16 protein-coding genes are annotated in these 14,896 nt (G+C 69.6%); 14 read left to right on the forward strand and 2 right to left on the reverse strand.

Translation table 11 applies throughout. The features are described 5' to 3' along the window. Window positions 1-4: 4 nt before the first annotated feature. Window positions 5-1,267 (forward strand): RNA polymerase sigma factor, encoded by a 1,263-nt coding sequence (locus tag HNP44_RS02525; RefSeq protein ID WP_259141613.1) that lies wholly within the window; start codon window positions 5-7, stop codon window positions 1,265-1,267. 68 nt (window positions 1,268-1,335) lie between these two features. On the opposite strand, the gene HNP44_RS02530 is transcribed toward HNP44_RS02525, so the two are convergent. Continuing rightward, window positions 1,336-1,908, reverse strand: a complete 573-nt coding sequence (locus HNP44_RS02530) for a dTDP-4-dehydrorhamnose 3,5-epimerase family protein (RefSeq protein WP_259141612.1) — start codon at window positions 1,906-1,908, stop codon at window positions 1,336-1,338. Continuing rightward, window positions 1,905-2,774 carry a glucose-1-phosphate thymidylyltransferase RfbA gene (gene rfbA / locus HNP44_RS02535; RefSeq protein ID WP_259141611.1) on the reverse strand — a complete coding sequence of 290 codons (870 nt, stop codon included), beginning with the start codon at window positions 2,772-2,774 and terminating at the stop codon, window positions 1,905-1,907. Before rfbA ends, HNP44_RS02530 begins: the two co-directional genes overlap by 4 nt. A 65-nt stretch (window positions 2,775-2,839) precedes the next feature. On the opposite strand from rfbA, the gene HNP44_RS02540 reads away from it, so the two are divergent. The 13 genes from HNP44_RS02540 to HNP44_RS02600 all read left to right on the forward strand — a co-directional run bounded on the left by HNP44_RS02540 (window position 2,840) and on the right by HNP44_RS02600 (window position 14,881). Next, window positions 2,840-3,904, forward strand: coding sequence for an alpha/beta hydrolase family protein (locus HNP44_RS02540; protein ID WP_259141610.1), 1,065 nt, complete (start codon window positions 2,840-2,842; stop codon window positions 3,902-3,904). Beyond that, a complete protein-coding gene (locus HNP44_RS02545) occupies window positions 3,901-4,251 on the forward strand; it encodes a hypothetical protein (protein WP_259141609.1) in 351 nt (116 codons plus the stop codon). Before HNP44_RS02540 ends, HNP44_RS02545 begins: the two co-directional genes overlap by 4 nt. Next, a complete protein-coding gene (locus HNP44_RS02550; RefSeq protein WP_259141608.1) occupies window positions 4,236-5,075 on the forward strand; it encodes a PaaX family transcriptional regulator C-terminal domain-containing protein in 840 nt (279 codons plus the stop codon). The genes HNP44_RS02545 and HNP44_RS02550 overlap by 16 nt, the downstream gene beginning before the upstream one ends. 9 nt (window positions 5,076-5,084) lie before the next feature. After that, complete coding sequence (rfbB, locus tag HNP44_RS02555; protein WP_259141607.1) at window positions 5,085-6,086, forward strand: dTDP-glucose 4,6-dehydratase; 1,002 nt, start codon at window positions 5,085-5,087, stop codon at window positions 6,084-6,086. 145 nt (window positions 6,087-6,231) lie between these two features. Beyond that, on the forward strand, window positions 6,232-6,861 hold the full coding sequence (gene kstR / locus HNP44_RS02560; RefSeq protein WP_259141606.1) for a cholesterol catabolism transcriptional regulator KstR: 630 nt from the start codon (window positions 6,232-6,234) through the stop codon (window positions 6,859-6,861). 128 nt (window positions 6,862-6,989) lie between these two features. Further along, a complete protein-coding gene (locus HNP44_RS02565) occupies window positions 6,990-7,808 on the forward strand; it encodes an MlaE family ABC transporter permease (RefSeq protein WP_259141605.1) in 819 nt (272 codons plus the stop codon). Beyond that, window positions 7,808-8,662 carry an MlaE family ABC transporter permease gene (locus HNP44_RS02570; protein WP_259141604.1) on the forward strand — a complete coding sequence of 285 codons (855 nt, stop codon included), beginning with the start codon at window positions 7,808-7,810 and terminating at the stop codon, window positions 8,660-8,662. The genes HNP44_RS02565 and HNP44_RS02570 overlap by 1 nt, the downstream gene beginning before the upstream one ends. A 12-nt stretch (window positions 8,663-8,674) precedes the next feature. Further along, complete coding sequence (locus tag HNP44_RS02575; RefSeq protein ID WP_259141603.1) at window positions 8,675-9,706, forward strand: MlaD family protein; 1,032 nt, start codon at window positions 8,675-8,677, stop codon at window positions 9,704-9,706. A gap of 1 nt (window position 9,707) precedes the next feature. Continuing rightward, on the forward strand, window positions 9,708-10,712 hold the full coding sequence (locus HNP44_RS02580) for an MlaD family protein (RefSeq protein WP_259141602.1): 1,005 nt from the start codon (window positions 9,708-9,710) through the stop codon (window positions 10,710-10,712). Then, complete coding sequence (locus HNP44_RS02585; protein WP_259141708.1) at window positions 10,709-11,701, forward strand: MlaD family protein; 993 nt, start codon at window positions 10,709-10,711, stop codon at window positions 11,699-11,701. The genes HNP44_RS02580 and HNP44_RS02585 overlap by 4 nt, the downstream gene beginning before the upstream one ends. 8 nt (window positions 11,702-11,709) lie before the next feature. Then, window positions 11,710-12,783: an MlaD family protein gene (locus HNP44_RS02590; RefSeq protein ID WP_259141601.1), complete on the forward strand. Its 1,074-nt coding sequence runs from the start codon at window positions 11,710-11,712 to the stop codon at window positions 12,781-12,783. Then, window positions 12,783-13,808, forward strand: a complete 1,026-nt coding sequence (locus HNP44_RS02595; RefSeq protein ID WP_259141600.1) for an MlaD family protein — start codon at window positions 12,783-12,785, stop codon at window positions 13,806-13,808. The genes HNP44_RS02590 and HNP44_RS02595 overlap by 1 nt, the downstream gene beginning before the upstream one ends. Beyond that, window positions 13,805-14,881 (forward strand): MlaD family protein, encoded by a 1,077-nt coding sequence (locus HNP44_RS02600; RefSeq protein ID WP_259141599.1) that lies wholly within the window; start codon window positions 13,805-13,807, stop codon window positions 14,879-14,881. The genes HNP44_RS02595 and HNP44_RS02600 overlap by 4 nt, the downstream gene beginning before the upstream one ends. Window positions 14,882-14,896 lie beyond the last annotated feature (15 nt).

The raw sequence follows: 14,896 nt of genomic DNA on the forward strand, positions 1-14,896 counted from the left end.
TCGAGTGCCAGCCGGGACCACCGCCGAAGCGATCACCGCCACCTGGCGGGCCGAATCCACGCGCCTCGTCGGCGCGCTCATCCGCATGACCCGCAGTATCCAGCTCGCGGAGGACCTCGCGCAGGACGCGCTGGTCGCCGCCCTGGAGCAGTGGCCGGAGACGGGTGTCCCCAACAACCCGGCCGCGTGGCTCATGACCACCGCGAAGCGCCGCGGCGTCGATTCGATCCGCCGCGCCGAGAACCTGCGCCGCAAAACCGAGGAGATCGGTCGCGGCCTGCGGGAGGACGACGGTATGCCCGACCTCGACGCGCAGATCGACTTCATCGAGGACGACGCGCTGCGCCTGATCTTCCTGTCCTGCCACCCGGCGCTCACCCCCGAATCGCGCACGGCGCTGACCCTGCGCGTGGTCGGCGGGCTCACCACCGGCGAGATCGCGCGCGGCTTCCTGGTCCCCGAGAAGACGATGGGCCAACGCATCTCCCGCGCGAAGAAGACGCTCACCACGGCCCGCGCCGAGTTCAAACTACCCGTCGGCGAGGAGCGCACGCGCCGCCTCGACGACGTCATGGCCGTGATCTACCTGATCTTCACCGAGGGCTACTCCGCTGCCGCCGGCGACGACTGGATGCGTCCCGACCTCGCCCGCGAAGGCATTCGGCTGGCGCGCATGCTCGCCGAGCTCGCGCCCGACGAGCCCGAGGCCCACGGCCTGCAAGCCTTGGTCGAGTTGCAAGGTTCCCGCATCGACGCCCGCACAGACGCCGGCGGTGCCCCCGTCCTCCTGGACAACCAGGACCGAGACCGCTGGGACCGGCTCCTCATTCGACGGGGCCTGGCCGCCCTCCGCCGGGCCGAGGAACTTGCCGCCCGCGGGATCCCGGTGGGCCGGTATTACCTGCAGGCCGCGATCGCCGCGCAGCACGCCCGCGCGTCGACGCCCGCCGACACCGACTGGCCGCGGATCGCCCGCCTGTACGACACGCTGGCCCAGGCGGCACCCGGTCCGGTCGTGGAGGTCAATCGTGCTGTGGCGCACTGCCGGGCGTTCGGCCCCGACGCAGGCCTGACGGTGCTCGACGCCGTCGAGCCGGCCGCCTTCGGCGACGCACCGCTCGTGCCGAGCGTCCGCGGCGACCTGCTCGAGCGCGCCGGGCGGCACGCGGCGGCGGCGGAGCAGTTCGATGAGGCCGCGCGCCGTACACGCAACGAAGGCGAACGAACGCTCCTTCAGGGACGGGCTGCTGCGAACCGAACCCGATGAACCTTCGACACCGCTGCGCGCGACACGCCGCGCGCCGGGCCGCGACGGCCGTCAGAAGTGTCGAACTTTCACTGCCCTTGCCACACGGGCAGCGCGCCCGCGGCGAGCGCCTCCGCCAACGACGGTGCCGCGGTGTCCTTCTCGGAGAGGATCGGCGGCACGTCGTCGGGCCAGGCGATCGCGAGCTCCCGGTCGAGCGGGTCGACGCCGTGCTCGGCGGATGGGTTGTACTCGGACGAGACGTGGTAGGCCACCGCGGCGCCGTCGGTGAGGGCGCAGAAGCCGTGCCCGAGCCCCTCCGCGAGATACACGGTGCGGTGCCCCTCGGAATCGAGGCGCACCGTCTCGACCGCACCGAAGGTGGGCGAACCGACCCGCAGGTCGACGATCACGTCGAGGATCGCGCCGTGCAGGCACGCCACCAGCTTCGCCTGCCCCGGGGGGACATCCGCGTAGTGGATGCCGCGCACGGCGCCCACGCGGTTCACCGAGACGTTGGTCTGCGCCACGACGAGCTCGTGGCCGGTGGCCTCACGGAACGCGGACGCCTTGAACAGCTCGAAGAACTCGCCGCGCGGGTCCGGCCGAACGATCGGGTCCAGGACGAAGGCGCCGGCGATGGGCAGCGGGACGACGTTCACCGGCCCTCCTCGAGCAGTCCGTGCAGGTACGTGCCGTAGCCCGACTTGGCGAGCCGGTCCGCGTGGTCGCGCAGCTGCGCGTCGTCGATGAAGCCGCTCCGCCACGCCACCTCCTCGGGGGCGCCGATCTTGGTGCCCTGCCGCTGTTCCACCGCGCGCACGTAGCCGGTGGCGTCGGCGAGGGCGTCGAAGGTCCCCGTGTCGAGCCAGGCTGTGCCGCGCGGCAGCACCTCGACCGTCAGCCGCCCCGCCTCCAGGTAGTACCGGTTGACGTCGGTGATCTCGAGCTCGCCGCGCGGCGAGGGCTTCAGATTCCGCGCGACGTCGACCACCGACGGGTCATAGAAGTACAGGCCGGGAACCGCGTACGGGGACCGGGGATGCTCCGGCTTCTCCTCGAAGCCCACGGCGCGCCCGGCACCGTCGAACTCGATGACCCCGTAGGCGCGGGGATCGGCGACCCGGTACGCGAAGACGGCGCCGCCATCGATCCCGTCGAACCGCCGCAGCTGCGTGCCGAGCCCCGGGCCGTAGAAGATGTTGTCGCCCAGGATCAGCGAGACCGTCTGGTCGCCGATGAAGTCCGCGCCGAGCACGAAGGCCTGCGCCAGCCCCTCGGGTCGGGGCTGCACCACGTACTCGATCCGGATCCCGAACTGGGAGCCGTCGCCGAGCAGCCGCCGGAACTGCTCGGCGTCGCCCGGCGTCGTCACGACCAGCACCTCGCGGATGCCCGCGAGCATCAGCGTCGAGAGCGGGTAATAGATCATCGGCTTGTCGTAGACGGGGAGCAGCTGCTTGCTCACGCCGACGGTGATCGGGTGGAGCCTGCTACCCGTGCCGCCGGCCAGGATGATCCCTCGCATGCTGCGACTCTATCGGATCACATAACTATCCTTGTGAAACCGGTCGTTCTTGTCACGATAGTTCTATGAGAAGGAAGATCTGGCTCATCACGGCTGTCGCACTCGCCGTGGCCCTGGCATTGCCCCTGGGCGTCCGGATAGCGGTGGCGAACACCTTCGCCTTCGACGAGCACCGCGTGAGCATCCCGGTCACCGACGCGGTCGCGGCCGGCGGGACCGCCCCCGACGCACACACCGGCGGCCGCCTCGACGGCGTACTCACCACCCCGAAGGGCGGCTCCGGCCGCCACGGCCTCGTCGTCTTCGTGCACGGCGACGGGCCGGCGAACGCCTCCCGGGACGACGCCTACCTCCCCATCTGGGAGGCCTTCGCCCGGGCCGGCTACGCCACCCTGTCGTGGAACAAGGCCGGCGTCGGCGGCACACCGGGGAACTGGCTCGACCAGTCACTCGCCGACCGCGGCGCCGAGGTCGCCGCAGCCCTCGACTGGGCCCGCACCCGGCCCGAGATCGACACCGGCCGCATGGGTGCGTGGGGCGTCAGCCAGGGCGGCTGGGTCCTGCCGCCCCTGGCGGCACGGCGCCCGGACCTCCGCTTCCTCGTCCTCGTCGGCGCGGCGATCAACTGGCTGCGACAGGGCGAGTACAACCTCCGCTCGGACCTGCGCGACGCCTCCGACGAGGAGAAGCGACGGGCGCTCGCCCGCCGCACCGCGAACATCGCACTGCTCGAGCACGGTGCCACCTACCAGGAGTACCTCGCGGCGGAGGTGGACAGGAAGCCGATGACCGAGAAGCGCTACGGCTTCGCCCTGCGCAACTTCCGCGCCGACGTCACGCCCGAACTGGGACGCATCGCCGTTCCCACCCTGCTCCTCCTTGGCAGCGCGGACCGTAACGTGGACACCCCGGAGACCGCGCGCGTCTACGCCGCACGGATGCACCCCGGGATGCTCACCGAACACACCTTCCCCGGTGCCACGCACAGCCTGACCCGCGACGACATCGAGTACCGCAGCGACGATCCCCGGGTCATCGCCAGGGCGATCGTGGCGCCGCGCGACATCTACGCGCCCGGCTACCTCGCCGCCCTGGCCGACTTCGCCTCCCGGCAGACGGCCGCGCGATGAGGTCGCCGTTCTGGGCGCGGGTGCTCCGCTCGCTCCCCGGGGCGTTCACCCGGCCCGGTCCGGGCGACCTGCCGGCCTTCTTCGCCACCGCGGACGGCATCGTCGAAGGGCGGCCCGTCCGGGTCTGCGCGCGCCTCGAGACCGACGGTGCGCTGCTGCACGACATGGCCGCCGTCACCGCGGTCCCCGCGGCGCTGGCGACGGCGCAGCTTCCGGGCGTGCGCCGCCCCGGGGTGCACCCGCCCGACGCCGTGCTCGACGCTCCGCGGCTGTTCGCCGACCTCGCGGTAGCGTTTCCGGGCACGCGCGTGATCGTCGAGGAGGAGACCGGATGGCTGACGGACTGATCTCCACGCGCGCGCTCATCGAGGCGATGCTCCGCGAGGACGCAACGATCGACGCGGGCGAGCTGTACGCGGTCGCCGACGCGCTCGGCATGGGCGATCAACAGGTGCGCCTCGCGATCAAGCGGCTCGTGACGGAGGGCCGATTCACCGTCGCCGGACGGGGCCGCGGCGCCGTCCTCACCGCGACCGACGCCACCCGCGCGGGCCTCGAACCCGATCGCGAGCACGTCCGACTGATGTACGCGCAGGACCGGGGGGACGCCCCCTGGGACGGCGTCTGGCACCTCGCAGGATTTGCCGTGCCCGAGTCCGAGCGAGAGGCCCGCAGCGCGCTCCGGGACGCCATCCTCGCGCTCGGCGGCGCTCCCGTCCAGGGCGGCCTCTACGTCTCCTCCCACGCGTGGGAGGAGACGCTGCGCGAAACCGCTCGCGAAGCCGGCTCGGAGGCCTACCTCACCATCCTGAGCTGCACCGACCTCGACGTCGGAGGCGCGCGCGGCGCGGCGGCCGCACAACGGCTATGGCCCCTCGACGGCCTGGCCGACGGGCACCGTCGGCTCGCGGACCTGGCGACCGAGGCACTCGCCCGGATCCCGAATGCGACGCACGCCGAGCGGCTCGCGCTCACCGTCGGGCTCGTCGCCGAATTCACGCGCGCGCACGATCCCGACCCCCTGCTGCCGCCGGAGTTGCTGCCACCGAACTGGATCGGGGCGCGGGCGCGGACCGACGCCGCTCGCGCATGGGCGACGCTCGCCGCCGCGGAGGCCGACTCGGCCCTGCGCCTCCTGCGCTGGTTCGACGTGCCCTTGCAACCCCACTAACCTGGTCCCATGCACATCGTGGTCACCGGCGGCGCCGGCTTCATCGGCGCGAACTTCGTCCGGCGCACCGCCCGGATCCGTCCGGACGTGCGGATCACGGTGCTCGACGCGCTGACCTACGCCGCGAACGAGTCGTCGCTCGACGACCTGCGCGAGCGGATCGACTTCATCAAGGGCTCGATCGCGGACCCCTCCGTCGTCGACGAGGTGGTCGCCGGCGCCGACGCGGTGGTGAACTTCGCCGCCGACACGCACAACGACAACTCGCTCAGCGACCCGTGGCCCTTCCTGGACACCAACATCCGCGGCACGGCCGTGCTCCTCGACGCCGTTCGCCGCCACGACGTCCGGCTGCACCACATCTCCACCGACGAGGTCTTCGGCGACCTTCCGCTGGACACACCCGAGCGGTTCACCGAGGACACCCCGTACCGGCCGTCGAGCCCGTACTCAGCGTCCAAGGCGTCGTCGGATCACCTGGTGCGGGCGTGGGTCCGCAGCTTCGGCGTACGCGCGACGATCTCCAACTGCTCCAACAACTACGGCCCGTACCAGCACGTCGAGAAGTTCATCCCGCGGCAGATCACGAACATCCTTGAGAACGAGCGTCCGAAGCTCTACGGTGCGGGCGCGAACGTGCGCGATTGGATCCACGTCGACGATCACAACGACGCGGTGTGGGCGATCCTGGAGCGCGGCACGATCGGCGAGACCTACCTGATCGGCGCCGATGGCGAGCGCTCCAACCGTGAGGTACTCCGCACTCTGCTGGCCCTCATGGGCCGCCCGGCCGACGACTTCGACACCGTCCCCGATCGGCCCGGGCACGACCTGCGCTACGCCATCGACTCGAGCAAGCTCCGCCGCGAATTGGGCTGGGCTCCGACGCACGCCGACCTCGACGCCGGCCTGCGCGCCACCGTTGACTGGTACCGGGAGAACCGAGCGTGGTGGGAGCCCGGCAAGGCGGGGGTCGAGGCGGCCTACGCGCGGCGCGAAGCCACTTCCTGATGTCGCCGATCGTGTGATCTTCGACCGAACCGACGCAGAAAGCAATGGTCCGGCACGAAAACCTGTTTCAATTGTCGCGACATCACATGCGACCCGACCGTCCGGACACGCGCCGGCGGCCGAAGAGATTCCGAGGTGACCACCCATGCCGCCCGAAGGCACCCCCGCCGCCACCGCCGCTGCGCCCGCTTCCGCCCCATCGCGGGAGGATCTCGATACCGCGGGGCAGCGCGAGCGGCGTAAGCGCATCATCGACGCCACGCTGGCGCTCGCCCGCAAGGGTGGCTACGACGCGGTGCAGATGCGCGCGGTGGCGAAGAAGGCCGACGTAGCATTGGGCACGCTGTACCGCTATTTCCCGTCGAAGGTTCACCTCCTGGTCGCAGGACTGGTAAGCCAGTTCGAGCGGGCAGGCGAACGGATGGAGAAGACCACCATTCCCGGCGACACCGCCGCGGAACGCCTGATGTTCGTGCTGGATCGCAATACTGAATCCCTGCAACGAGCCCCCTTGCTCACTGAGGCCATGGTGCGCGCGTTCATGTTCGCGGACGCGACCGCAGCCGCCGAAGTCGAACATGTGGGCCGCCTTCTCGAGGAGATGTACGCACGCGCCCTCGGAATCAAGGAACCCGACGAGCGGCAACGCGACATGTTCCACTTGATCGCCGATGTGTGGATGGCGAACCTGGTCGCCTGGGTCACCCACCGCGCGTCGGCCACCGAGGTGCAGAAGCGGCTCTCCGTGGCCGTTGATCTCCTCATCAAGGACTGACAACAGCGCAGGTCACTTTGGGTATCCCAGGGAAAAACTGAAACACGTACTAGTTTTGCCCTGACAGTTGATACGCTCCTCTCGAAAATGAGGAGAGGACACCCGATGGTGGTATTCGAAGGCCCGGCGTGAGGGCCGCGGCGCTGTACCGGTTGTACCGGTTGGCCGCGATCTTCACCAAGAGCCTGTCCACGATCGGACGCTCGGTGGTGCTCGCGGGAGAGATCATCTCGTGGACTGTTCGCGGGATCCTGAAGCGGAACTTCGCGGTCGGCGAGATGGTCACCCAGTCGGTGACGCTGCTCCGGGTGACCACGCTGCCGGCCATCCTGGTGGCCATCCCGTTCGGCGCTGTCGTCTCAGTCCAGGTCGGCGCGCTGGTCGACACGGTCGGCGCGAACTCACTGGTCGGAGCCGCGTCGGGCATCGGCATCATCCGGCAGGGCGCACCTCTGGCCACGGGCGTATTGCTCGGCGGCGTCTGCGCCTCGGCCATCGCCGCCGACCTCGGGTCCCGGACGGTCCGCGAAGAGCTGCAGGCCATGCAGGTCATGGGCGTGGACCCGATCGCCCGCCTCATCGCGCCCAGGATGCTCGCCCTCATGATCATCGCGCCGATGCTGCTCGTCGCGATCGTGGCGGTCGCCATGATCGTGGCCCTCACCGTCTCGGTGTGGCAGTTCGGGCTCAGCTCCGGCGGCTTCTGGTCCTCCTTCGGCGCCTTCTCGGCACCGTCGGACCTGGCCTTCGCGGTACTCAAGGCGGAGACCGGCGCGATGATCGTCGGCCTCGTCGCCGGCCTGCGGGGCCTCGAGGCCTCGGGCGGCCCCCGCGGTGTCGCGGACGGCGTGAACTCCTCGGTGGTCCTCTCGATCACCCTCATCTTCCTGTCCTTCCTCGGCCTCACACAGCTGCAAACGATGTTCTTCCCGAGTCAGGTGGCCTGATGACCACCACGAATCCCGCACCGGCGAAGCCGAAGGGCCCGGCTCTGAATTCGAAGCCCGCGAACCTGATCGCCCGCATCGGCGAGGCCGTCGTCTTCGTCGCCCAGTCCATCTACCTGGTTCCCGTCGCGCTGATGAAGTACCGCGGCGAGACCTCACGGGTGCTCAAGCAGCTCGCCTGGGGCCGTGGGTCCGTCGTGGTCGACGGTGGCGTGGTCGTCATGATGGTCATCCTGGGCGCGGCGAGCGGTGCCGCCGTCGCCATCGAGGCCTACGCGGGCCTCAACCTCATCGGCTTCGGCCCGCTCACCGGCGTCATCGGCGGCCTCGCGAACATCCGCGAGATGATCCCCATCTCCGCCGGTATCGGCTTCGCGGCGCAGGCGGGCTGCCGCATGACCGCGCAGATCGGTTCGATGCGGATCGCGGAGGAGATCGACGCCGTCGAGGCCCTCGGCATCCGCTCGATCCCCTACGTGGTCAGCACCCGCCTGATCGCCGGCATCGTCGTGGTGATCCCGGCGTACATGCTCACGCTGCTGCTCGCCTTCCTCACTTGCAAGCTCATCGTGGTCGTCTTCCACGGCCAGGCGCTGGGCACCTACAACCACTACTTCGAGCAGTTCCTCAGCCCGGGCGACATCGCCCTGTCGACGCTCAAGGCCGTGGTCTTCTGCGCCGCCGTCACGATCATCCACTGCTACTACGGGTTCTTCGCCAAAGGCGGCCCGGAGGGCGTCGGCCTCGCCAGCGGCCGCGCCGTGCGCGCCAGCCTGGTCACGGTGCTCACGCTCGACTTCATCCTGACCATCATGTTCTGGGGCATCACCCCCACGATCATCTTCAAGGGTTAGGGGGACAGACCGATGTACGAACTGCTCGGCGGCACACCAGGTCGCCAGCAACGCGTCTTCGTCACCGTCGGCATCGCGGCGATCGCCGTCGTCCTGATCGCCGTCCTGGCGGGCGTCGTCTCCTCCCGGATCCCCGCGTCCGACCCGCGGCTCGCGCTCACCGTCGAATCCGCCGACGTCGGACCCGGCGTCAAGACCGGCACGCGGGTCACCCTGCGCGGCGTGCCCGTCGGCGAGGTCGAGTCCGTGGTGATCCCGCGTGCGGGCCAGGCCCGCGTGGCCGTCCGCTTGGACCGCAGCAGCCTCCGCGGCCTCACCGATGCGCTGTCCGTGCGGTACCAGCCCGGCAACTACTTCGGCGTCACCGAGATGGCACTGGTGCCGGGACAGGGCGGTACGGACCTGCGCTCGGGCAGCACGCTGCGCCCCCGCTCCAGTAACGACACGATCTCCGACCTGCTCACGCGCAGCGCGGTATCGGTGTCCGGCGTGATGACGCCCAAGCTGATCGAGGTGACCCGGAAGGCCACCCAGTACACCCAGGCGATCACGCCGCTGCTGCAGGTGGCGTTCTCCGTCGAACAGCAGAACGCGCGGTCGGTGAAGGTGCCGATCGGGTCCACGCTGCGTACCGTCCGCACCACGCTCGACGGTGCGCCGGGCCTGGTCGAGGGGGCGTTCGAGGGCTGGTTCGTGCCGCAGATGCGGGGTGGCGAGGTCGCGGGCACGCTCGACTACACGGTCAACAACTACGAGAAGATCGACAAGACGACCACGCTCCTCGGCACCGGCTTCTTCACGCCGCTGGCGGACATGTTCGGCTCGCACGAGACCGAATTCACACCGGGCACCGTCATGCTGCGGGTCATCATGGACAGCACCACCAAGGTGATGCGCACCGTGAGCGTCCCGCGCCAGATCGTCCCGCTGATCAGCGGCGTCAACAGCGCCTTCATCACCGTTCCGGAGGGCACCGCACTGCGCATGAACGTCGTCGCCGATCGACTCCCGGGCGCCGCCTCGGTCCTCGAAGGGGGGCGATGACATGCGCGCCAAGAACACTCGCGCCACCATCACCCTCGCGATCGCCCTGATCGTCACGCTCGTCATCGCGGCGGGCATCTTCGCGGCGCTGCGCAACCCGGCCGGCGGCGAGACCCGCGACTACGAGGCACACCTCTCCGATGCCTCCGGCCTGCGGGTGGGCAGCGACGTGCGGTTGCGCGGCGTGCTCATCGGGAAGGTCACGGCGGTCGAGGTCCGCGGCAGCGCGGACGGGAACGGCAACGAGGCCGTGATCGGCTTCTCCGCGCAGGACGACCACCCCGTCACCTCGACCACGCGGCTCGCGGTGAAGTACCGCAACCTCACCGGCGAGCGGTTCATCGAGGTCCAGCCCGGCAGCTCCGCGGGCGGTGCCCCCACCACGTCGATCCCCATGTCGCGCACCACCCCGTCGTTCGACATCACGACCCTGTTCAACGGACTGGCGCCCGTGCTCCGCACCCTGAGCCCCGAGGACGTCAACGAGCTGACGCGGAATCTGTTGGGGTTGTTGCAGGGCGACGACACGACAGCCGCACAGACCTTCGGCGCGATCGACAAGATCACGGCGAACCTGGCCGACCGGCAGACCGTCATCAAGACGCTCATCGACAACGTCACGCGTGTCGCCAACATGATCAACGACTACTCGCCGCAGGTCGTGGAGTTCATCCTCAACTTCGACCTACTGCTGACGAAGGTGCTGGAGAACCTCGACGAGTTCCGGCGCACCGCCACCTACGGCCCCGGCTTCGGCGCCGCGACCAACCGGGTGCTCACCGCTCTCGGCCTGTCCAAGGACCTCGACGTGGAGAAGCTCATGCGCACCGCCTTCCAGGACCCGGGCGCCGCGGTGCAGGCGATGGGCAAGCTGCCCGGCCTGTTCACTGGAGTCGCCGCACTGCTGGGCGCGCCACCCGCGCCCTGCTCGAAGGGATCGGCACCGCTGCCGAACAAGGTCACCGTGCTGACCGGCGGAACGAATGTGACGGTGTGCCTGAAATGATCTTCACCGGACGCCCGCCCTGGCGCGGACTCATCAACCGCAGCACCAAGCTCGGCGCGATCGCCGTCGCGGTGGCGCTGCTCATCACGGCCGTTCTGGCCTTCGTTTACCTGCGCCCGCCGGGCCAGAAGGAACTGGCCTTCGTCACGCAGGACGCCGCGCTCATCAAGCCGGGCGTGGAGGTCCGTGCCTCAGGCGTGCGCATCGGCTCCGTCTCCTCGGTCGAGCTCCGCAAGGACGACGTGCAGGTGACCACCCGGATCGACGACTCGGTCTTCGTCGGCGACCAGACCTCCGTCGCGGTCCGCATGCTCACGGTCGCCGGCGGCTTCTACGTAGCGGTAGCCTCCGCCGGACGGGCCGCCCTGGGCGACAAGCCGATCCCGCGGAACCGAGTGAGCCTGCCGTACAGCATCGGCGACCTGCTGCAGGACGTCCCGGAGAAGCTCGAGCCCGTCGACCGCACCCAGCTCGCCTCCTCGATCAAGGCACTGAGCACCGGGCTCGATGCGAACCCCGGCTCGGTGGACAACATCGTGGAGGGCGTGAACTCGCTCCTCGGCCAGCTCACGGAGCAGCGCGACCAGATCGGCCGCATCATCAACGTCAGCACCCAGTACGCGACCGGCTTCGCCGAGCAGCGCGAGACGATCATGAACATGATCCACAAGGCGTCGCTGGCGATCGTCACGCTCGACCAGACCGCGACCAACTTCGGAGTCGCCTACCAGGGCCTCGCCGGGATGTTCGGCAAGATCAAGCCCTTCCTCGATCTGTACTGGAAGTACCGCGACACGCTCGGCGATGCCTTCGCGAAGATGGAGACGGCGCTGAAGACGACCAACGTGACGATCCCGGCCATGATCGGCGAACTGCAGAAGGCGATCGACACCATGCAGAAGAGCCTGGAGAAGCAGGGCAAGCCCATGCCCGCCGATACGGTGCTCGCCAGCCGCCTCTGCTTCCCGACGGCGACGGTGAGCTGCTGATGCGCCCGATGAGGATCTCCTTGCTCGCCGCCGCCGCGGCCTTGCTGGCGCCGCTGGTGCCCGCCGGGATCGGCACGGCCGCGGCCGCGGCCAGCACCCAGTGCGCGTACCTCGCCGACGGCATCGGCTTGTACCCGGACAACGACGTGACGCAGATGGGTGTCAAGATCGGCGCCGTCCGGAAGGTGGAGCCCTCCGGAGACGGGGTGAAGGTCACTTTCGAGGTCTCCGGCCGCACGCTGCCCGCCGCGGTGAAGGCCGTCACGCGGTCGACATCGATCCTCGCGGACCGCTCGCTGGAGCTCGTCGGTAACTACTCGTCGGGGGCCACGCTGAAACCGGGCACCTGCATCACCCGCGAGAACTCGGCGACGCCGAAGTCGATCTCCGAGACCACCTCCGCCGCAACCCGCCTGGTCGACTCCGTCACCGAGGGCGGCGCCTCCGCCGACCTCGGCAGGCTTCTCACGCGCCTCGACACCGAGGTCGGTCCGTCGGTGCCGCCGCAGGCCGCCCGCTCGCTGACGAACCTCTCGACCGTGTTGAGTGATCCGGCGGGCTTCCTCGGCGACGTGACGACCGTGGTGAGCAACGTCCGTCCGCTGATGCAGAGCATGGACCAGCAGTGGGGCGAGCTGCTGCTCACCCTGCAGCACGTGGGGAACGTCCTCGACCAGTACGGCAAGATCACCTTCCCCGCCGTCTCCGAGATCTTCCAGACTCTGCCCGTGTTCTTCCTCGTCGGCGACGACATGATGCGCCGCTACGGCCACATCCTGCGACCCGGCGGCACGATGGCGGCGGACGCCGTCAAACTGGCCGCGACCGGCGTGCGTTCCAACGAGGCGCTTGCGCGCATGCTGCCGGTCTTCGGCTCACAGATCGCGCCGTACCTCCCCCGCGGCGACGAGGCGCCCACCGCCGTCGCGGGCGTGCCCGTCACGACCGTCGCCACCCGCGATCCGAGCGCCCTGTGCGCGCAGATCAACGCGCAGGCGCCGGGCGCCTGCACGGTGGTCGCAGGCAAGGCCCAGACCGCCACCGTCGACCTCGCACAACTGCCGTTCCAGGGAGACCGCTGATGTCCCGCACCCGCAGCACCGTGCGTTGGCTCCCCCGGCGCCTCTCCACCGCTATCGTGGTCGGCGCGGCCGTCCTTCTCGCCGGCTGCGGCGTGAGCCCCGCCAACATGGACATGCGCAATCCGCTCGGCGACGGTGACCAGTACGACGTACAGCTCCAGTTCGCCGACGTACTGAACCTGCCCATCGGCGCACGCATGTCACTCGGCGGCCTGACCGTCGGCCGCGTGAAGGCCGTGAACCTCGGCGAGGACGCCGCGACGGTCACCGTCCGTGTCGACAAGACCGTCTCGCTTCCCTCGGACATCCACGCCGCCGTGCTGCAGGACACCCTCCTCGGCGAGGCCTACGTCCGGCTCGAGACACCCGAGAAGTCCACCGGCACCGCGGCACCGCTCCGCGCCGGTTCGGTCCTGCCGCTGAGCCAGACCAGCCCGCCCCGGTCGGTGGAGAGCACGCTCACCATCCTCGCCGACTACTTCGGCAGCGGATCGGTGCAGGACGTCAGCAAGACGATCACGCGCCTGAACACCGCGCTGCCCAAGGATCGCCCGCAGTTCGACCTGCTCTCCGCGCAGCTCAATCGCGACGTCACCGGCATCGGCGCCAATACCACCGAGGTGAACCGACTGCTCGACGCGGCGACCGACATGGCCGACCGGATCGCCCAGCAGGAGAGGAACTTCAAAGATGTTCTCTCGCCGTACCATCTCAAGTACTGGTCGAACCAGGGCAAGCTGATGTCGAATATCGGCGTGCTGCTACCGGCCGTCGGCGGCATGCTGCAGCAGGGTTCCTGGCTGATCCCACTGATGAACTCGTCCTCCGATCTCTTCGAGCTGCTCACCGCCGACATGGTGTCGCTGGGATCCGCGATCCACGGCGGCTCGATCCTGGTCAACAAGAACCTCGCCCCCTTCCTGAAGAAGCCAGTGGTGAAGGTCGACTCGGTGACCAACACCGCGGGGCAGGACGTCTCCCCCGGCGCACTCAAAGTGCTGCGACTGATCGGACAGGCACGATGACCCGCTCCGGACTCGCCTCCACCCTCGGCCTCATCGCACTGGTGGTCGTCTCCGTGCTACTCCTGGGAAGTCAGGGCGTGCAATGGTTCTCGCCGTCTGACGAGCGCGTCGCGTACATCCGCCTTACCGACGCCAACGGCCTGCAGGAGGGCTCACGCGTCCTCGACCGCGGCGTCGAGGTCGGCAAGGTGCGTGGGCTCACCGTCGACGCCGACCGGGTCGAGGTCGAGGTCGGCTACACCAAGGACACCCGGATAACCCAGGGCGCCAAGGTCCGTGTGCAGAACCTCTCGGGCCTCGGCGAGACCTACCTGACCATCGCCCAGGGCGACGGTGCCGCCGTCCCCGACGGTGCGCGCCTCGAGGGCGTCGTCGACACTGCGGACTCCACCGTCGGCGCGCTGTCGAGTTCGCTCTCCCGCCTGATGAAGCAGCTCGATCCCGCGACGGTGCAGCGCCTGCTCGCCCGCGCCGACGACGCGCTGCCGGACGGCGAGCGGACGGTGCCGACCATCGACGCCGGAGCGGTCCTCACCGCGACGTCGATCCTGCGCCAGCTGCCCGACATCGGCGATCTCCTGCAGTCCTTCAACTCGATCACGCCGCGCGCCGGCGACGTCGGCGCGCTTCTGCTCAGCCTCGACCAACCGCTGCGCAGCTTCGGCAAGGGCTACGGCGAGATGGCGCCCTACTCCGTCTCGTACATCAGCAAGGGCGACTATCCGAACGTCATCAAGGACGGCATGCTGGAGCTGTTCAAGGTGATCCAGGGCTTCGAGGACAATGCGGCGCCGAGCGTGCAGTACCTGTCCGAGCTGATGCTCCCGTCGGTCCGGGCGATCGCCGATCCGCTGTCCACCATCAACGGCGGCCAGCTTCTCGACACCGCGCTCGCCTCGGTCCGCGGCCGCTCCGGCGCCGTCACCCTGCGCCTGGCGCCGTCCGACACCCGCCCCGCGAGCCCGTCGTCGGCGAAGCCCTCCGCCAAGCCCTCGGGCGCACCGTCGAGCTCGACGCCGGCGGCTCCGTCCAGCAGCACCGCACCGTCCAGCACCCCCGCACAGCCCCGCTAACGCGGGCCGAAGGAG

Source organism: Tsukamurella ocularis (assembly GCF_024807615.1).
In the GTDB taxonomy this organism is placed as follows: Bacteria; Actinomycetota; Actinomycetes; order Mycobacteriales; family Mycobacteriaceae; genus Tsukamurella; species Tsukamurella ocularis.

Coding starts and splice junctions, on each gene's coding strand:
- rfbA (WP_259141611.1), bottom strand. CDS start 2,774: ATGCGAGGGATCATCCTGGCCGGCGGCACGGGTAGCAGGCTCCACCCG.
- HNP44_RS02540 (WP_259141610.1), top strand. CDS start 2,840: ATGAGAAGGAAGATCTGGCTCATCACGGCTGTCGCACTCGCCGTGGCC.
- HNP44_RS02545 (WP_259141609.1), top strand. CDS start 3,901: ATGAGGTCGCCGTTCTGGGCGCGGGTGCTCCGCTCGCTCCCCGGGGCG.
- HNP44_RS02550 (WP_259141608.1), top strand. CDS start 4,236: ATGGCTGACGGACTGATCTCCACGCGCGCGCTCATCGAGGCGATGCTC.
- rfbB (WP_259141607.1), top strand. CDS start 5,085: ATGCACATCGTGGTCACCGGCGGCGCCGGCTTCATCGGCGCGAACTTC.
- kstR (WP_259141606.1), top strand. CDS start 6,232: ATGCCGCCCGAAGGCACCCCCGCCGCCACCGCCGCTGCGCCCGCTTCC.
- HNP44_RS02570 (WP_259141604.1), top strand. CDS start 7,808: ATGACCACCACGAATCCCGCACCGGCGAAGCCGAAGGGCCCGGCTCTG.
- HNP44_RS02575 (WP_259141603.1), top strand. CDS start 8,675: ATGTACGAACTGCTCGGCGGCACACCAGGTCGCCAGCAACGCGTCTTC.
- HNP44_RS02580 (WP_259141602.1), top strand. CDS start 9,708: ATGCGCGCCAAGAACACTCGCGCCACCATCACCCTCGCGATCGCCCTG.
- HNP44_RS02585 (WP_259141708.1), top strand. CDS start 10,709: ATGATCTTCACCGGACGCCCGCCCTGGCGCGGACTCATCAACCGCAGC.
- HNP44_RS02590 (WP_259141601.1), top strand. CDS start 11,710: ATGAGGATCTCCTTGCTCGCCGCCGCCGCGGCCTTGCTGGCGCCGCTG.
- HNP44_RS02595 (WP_259141600.1), top strand. CDS start 12,783: ATGTCCCGCACCCGCAGCACCGTGCGTTGGCTCCCCCGGCGCCTCTCC.
- HNP44_RS02600 (WP_259141599.1), top strand. CDS start 13,805: ATGACCCGCTCCGGACTCGCCTCCACCCTCGGCCTCATCGCACTGGTG.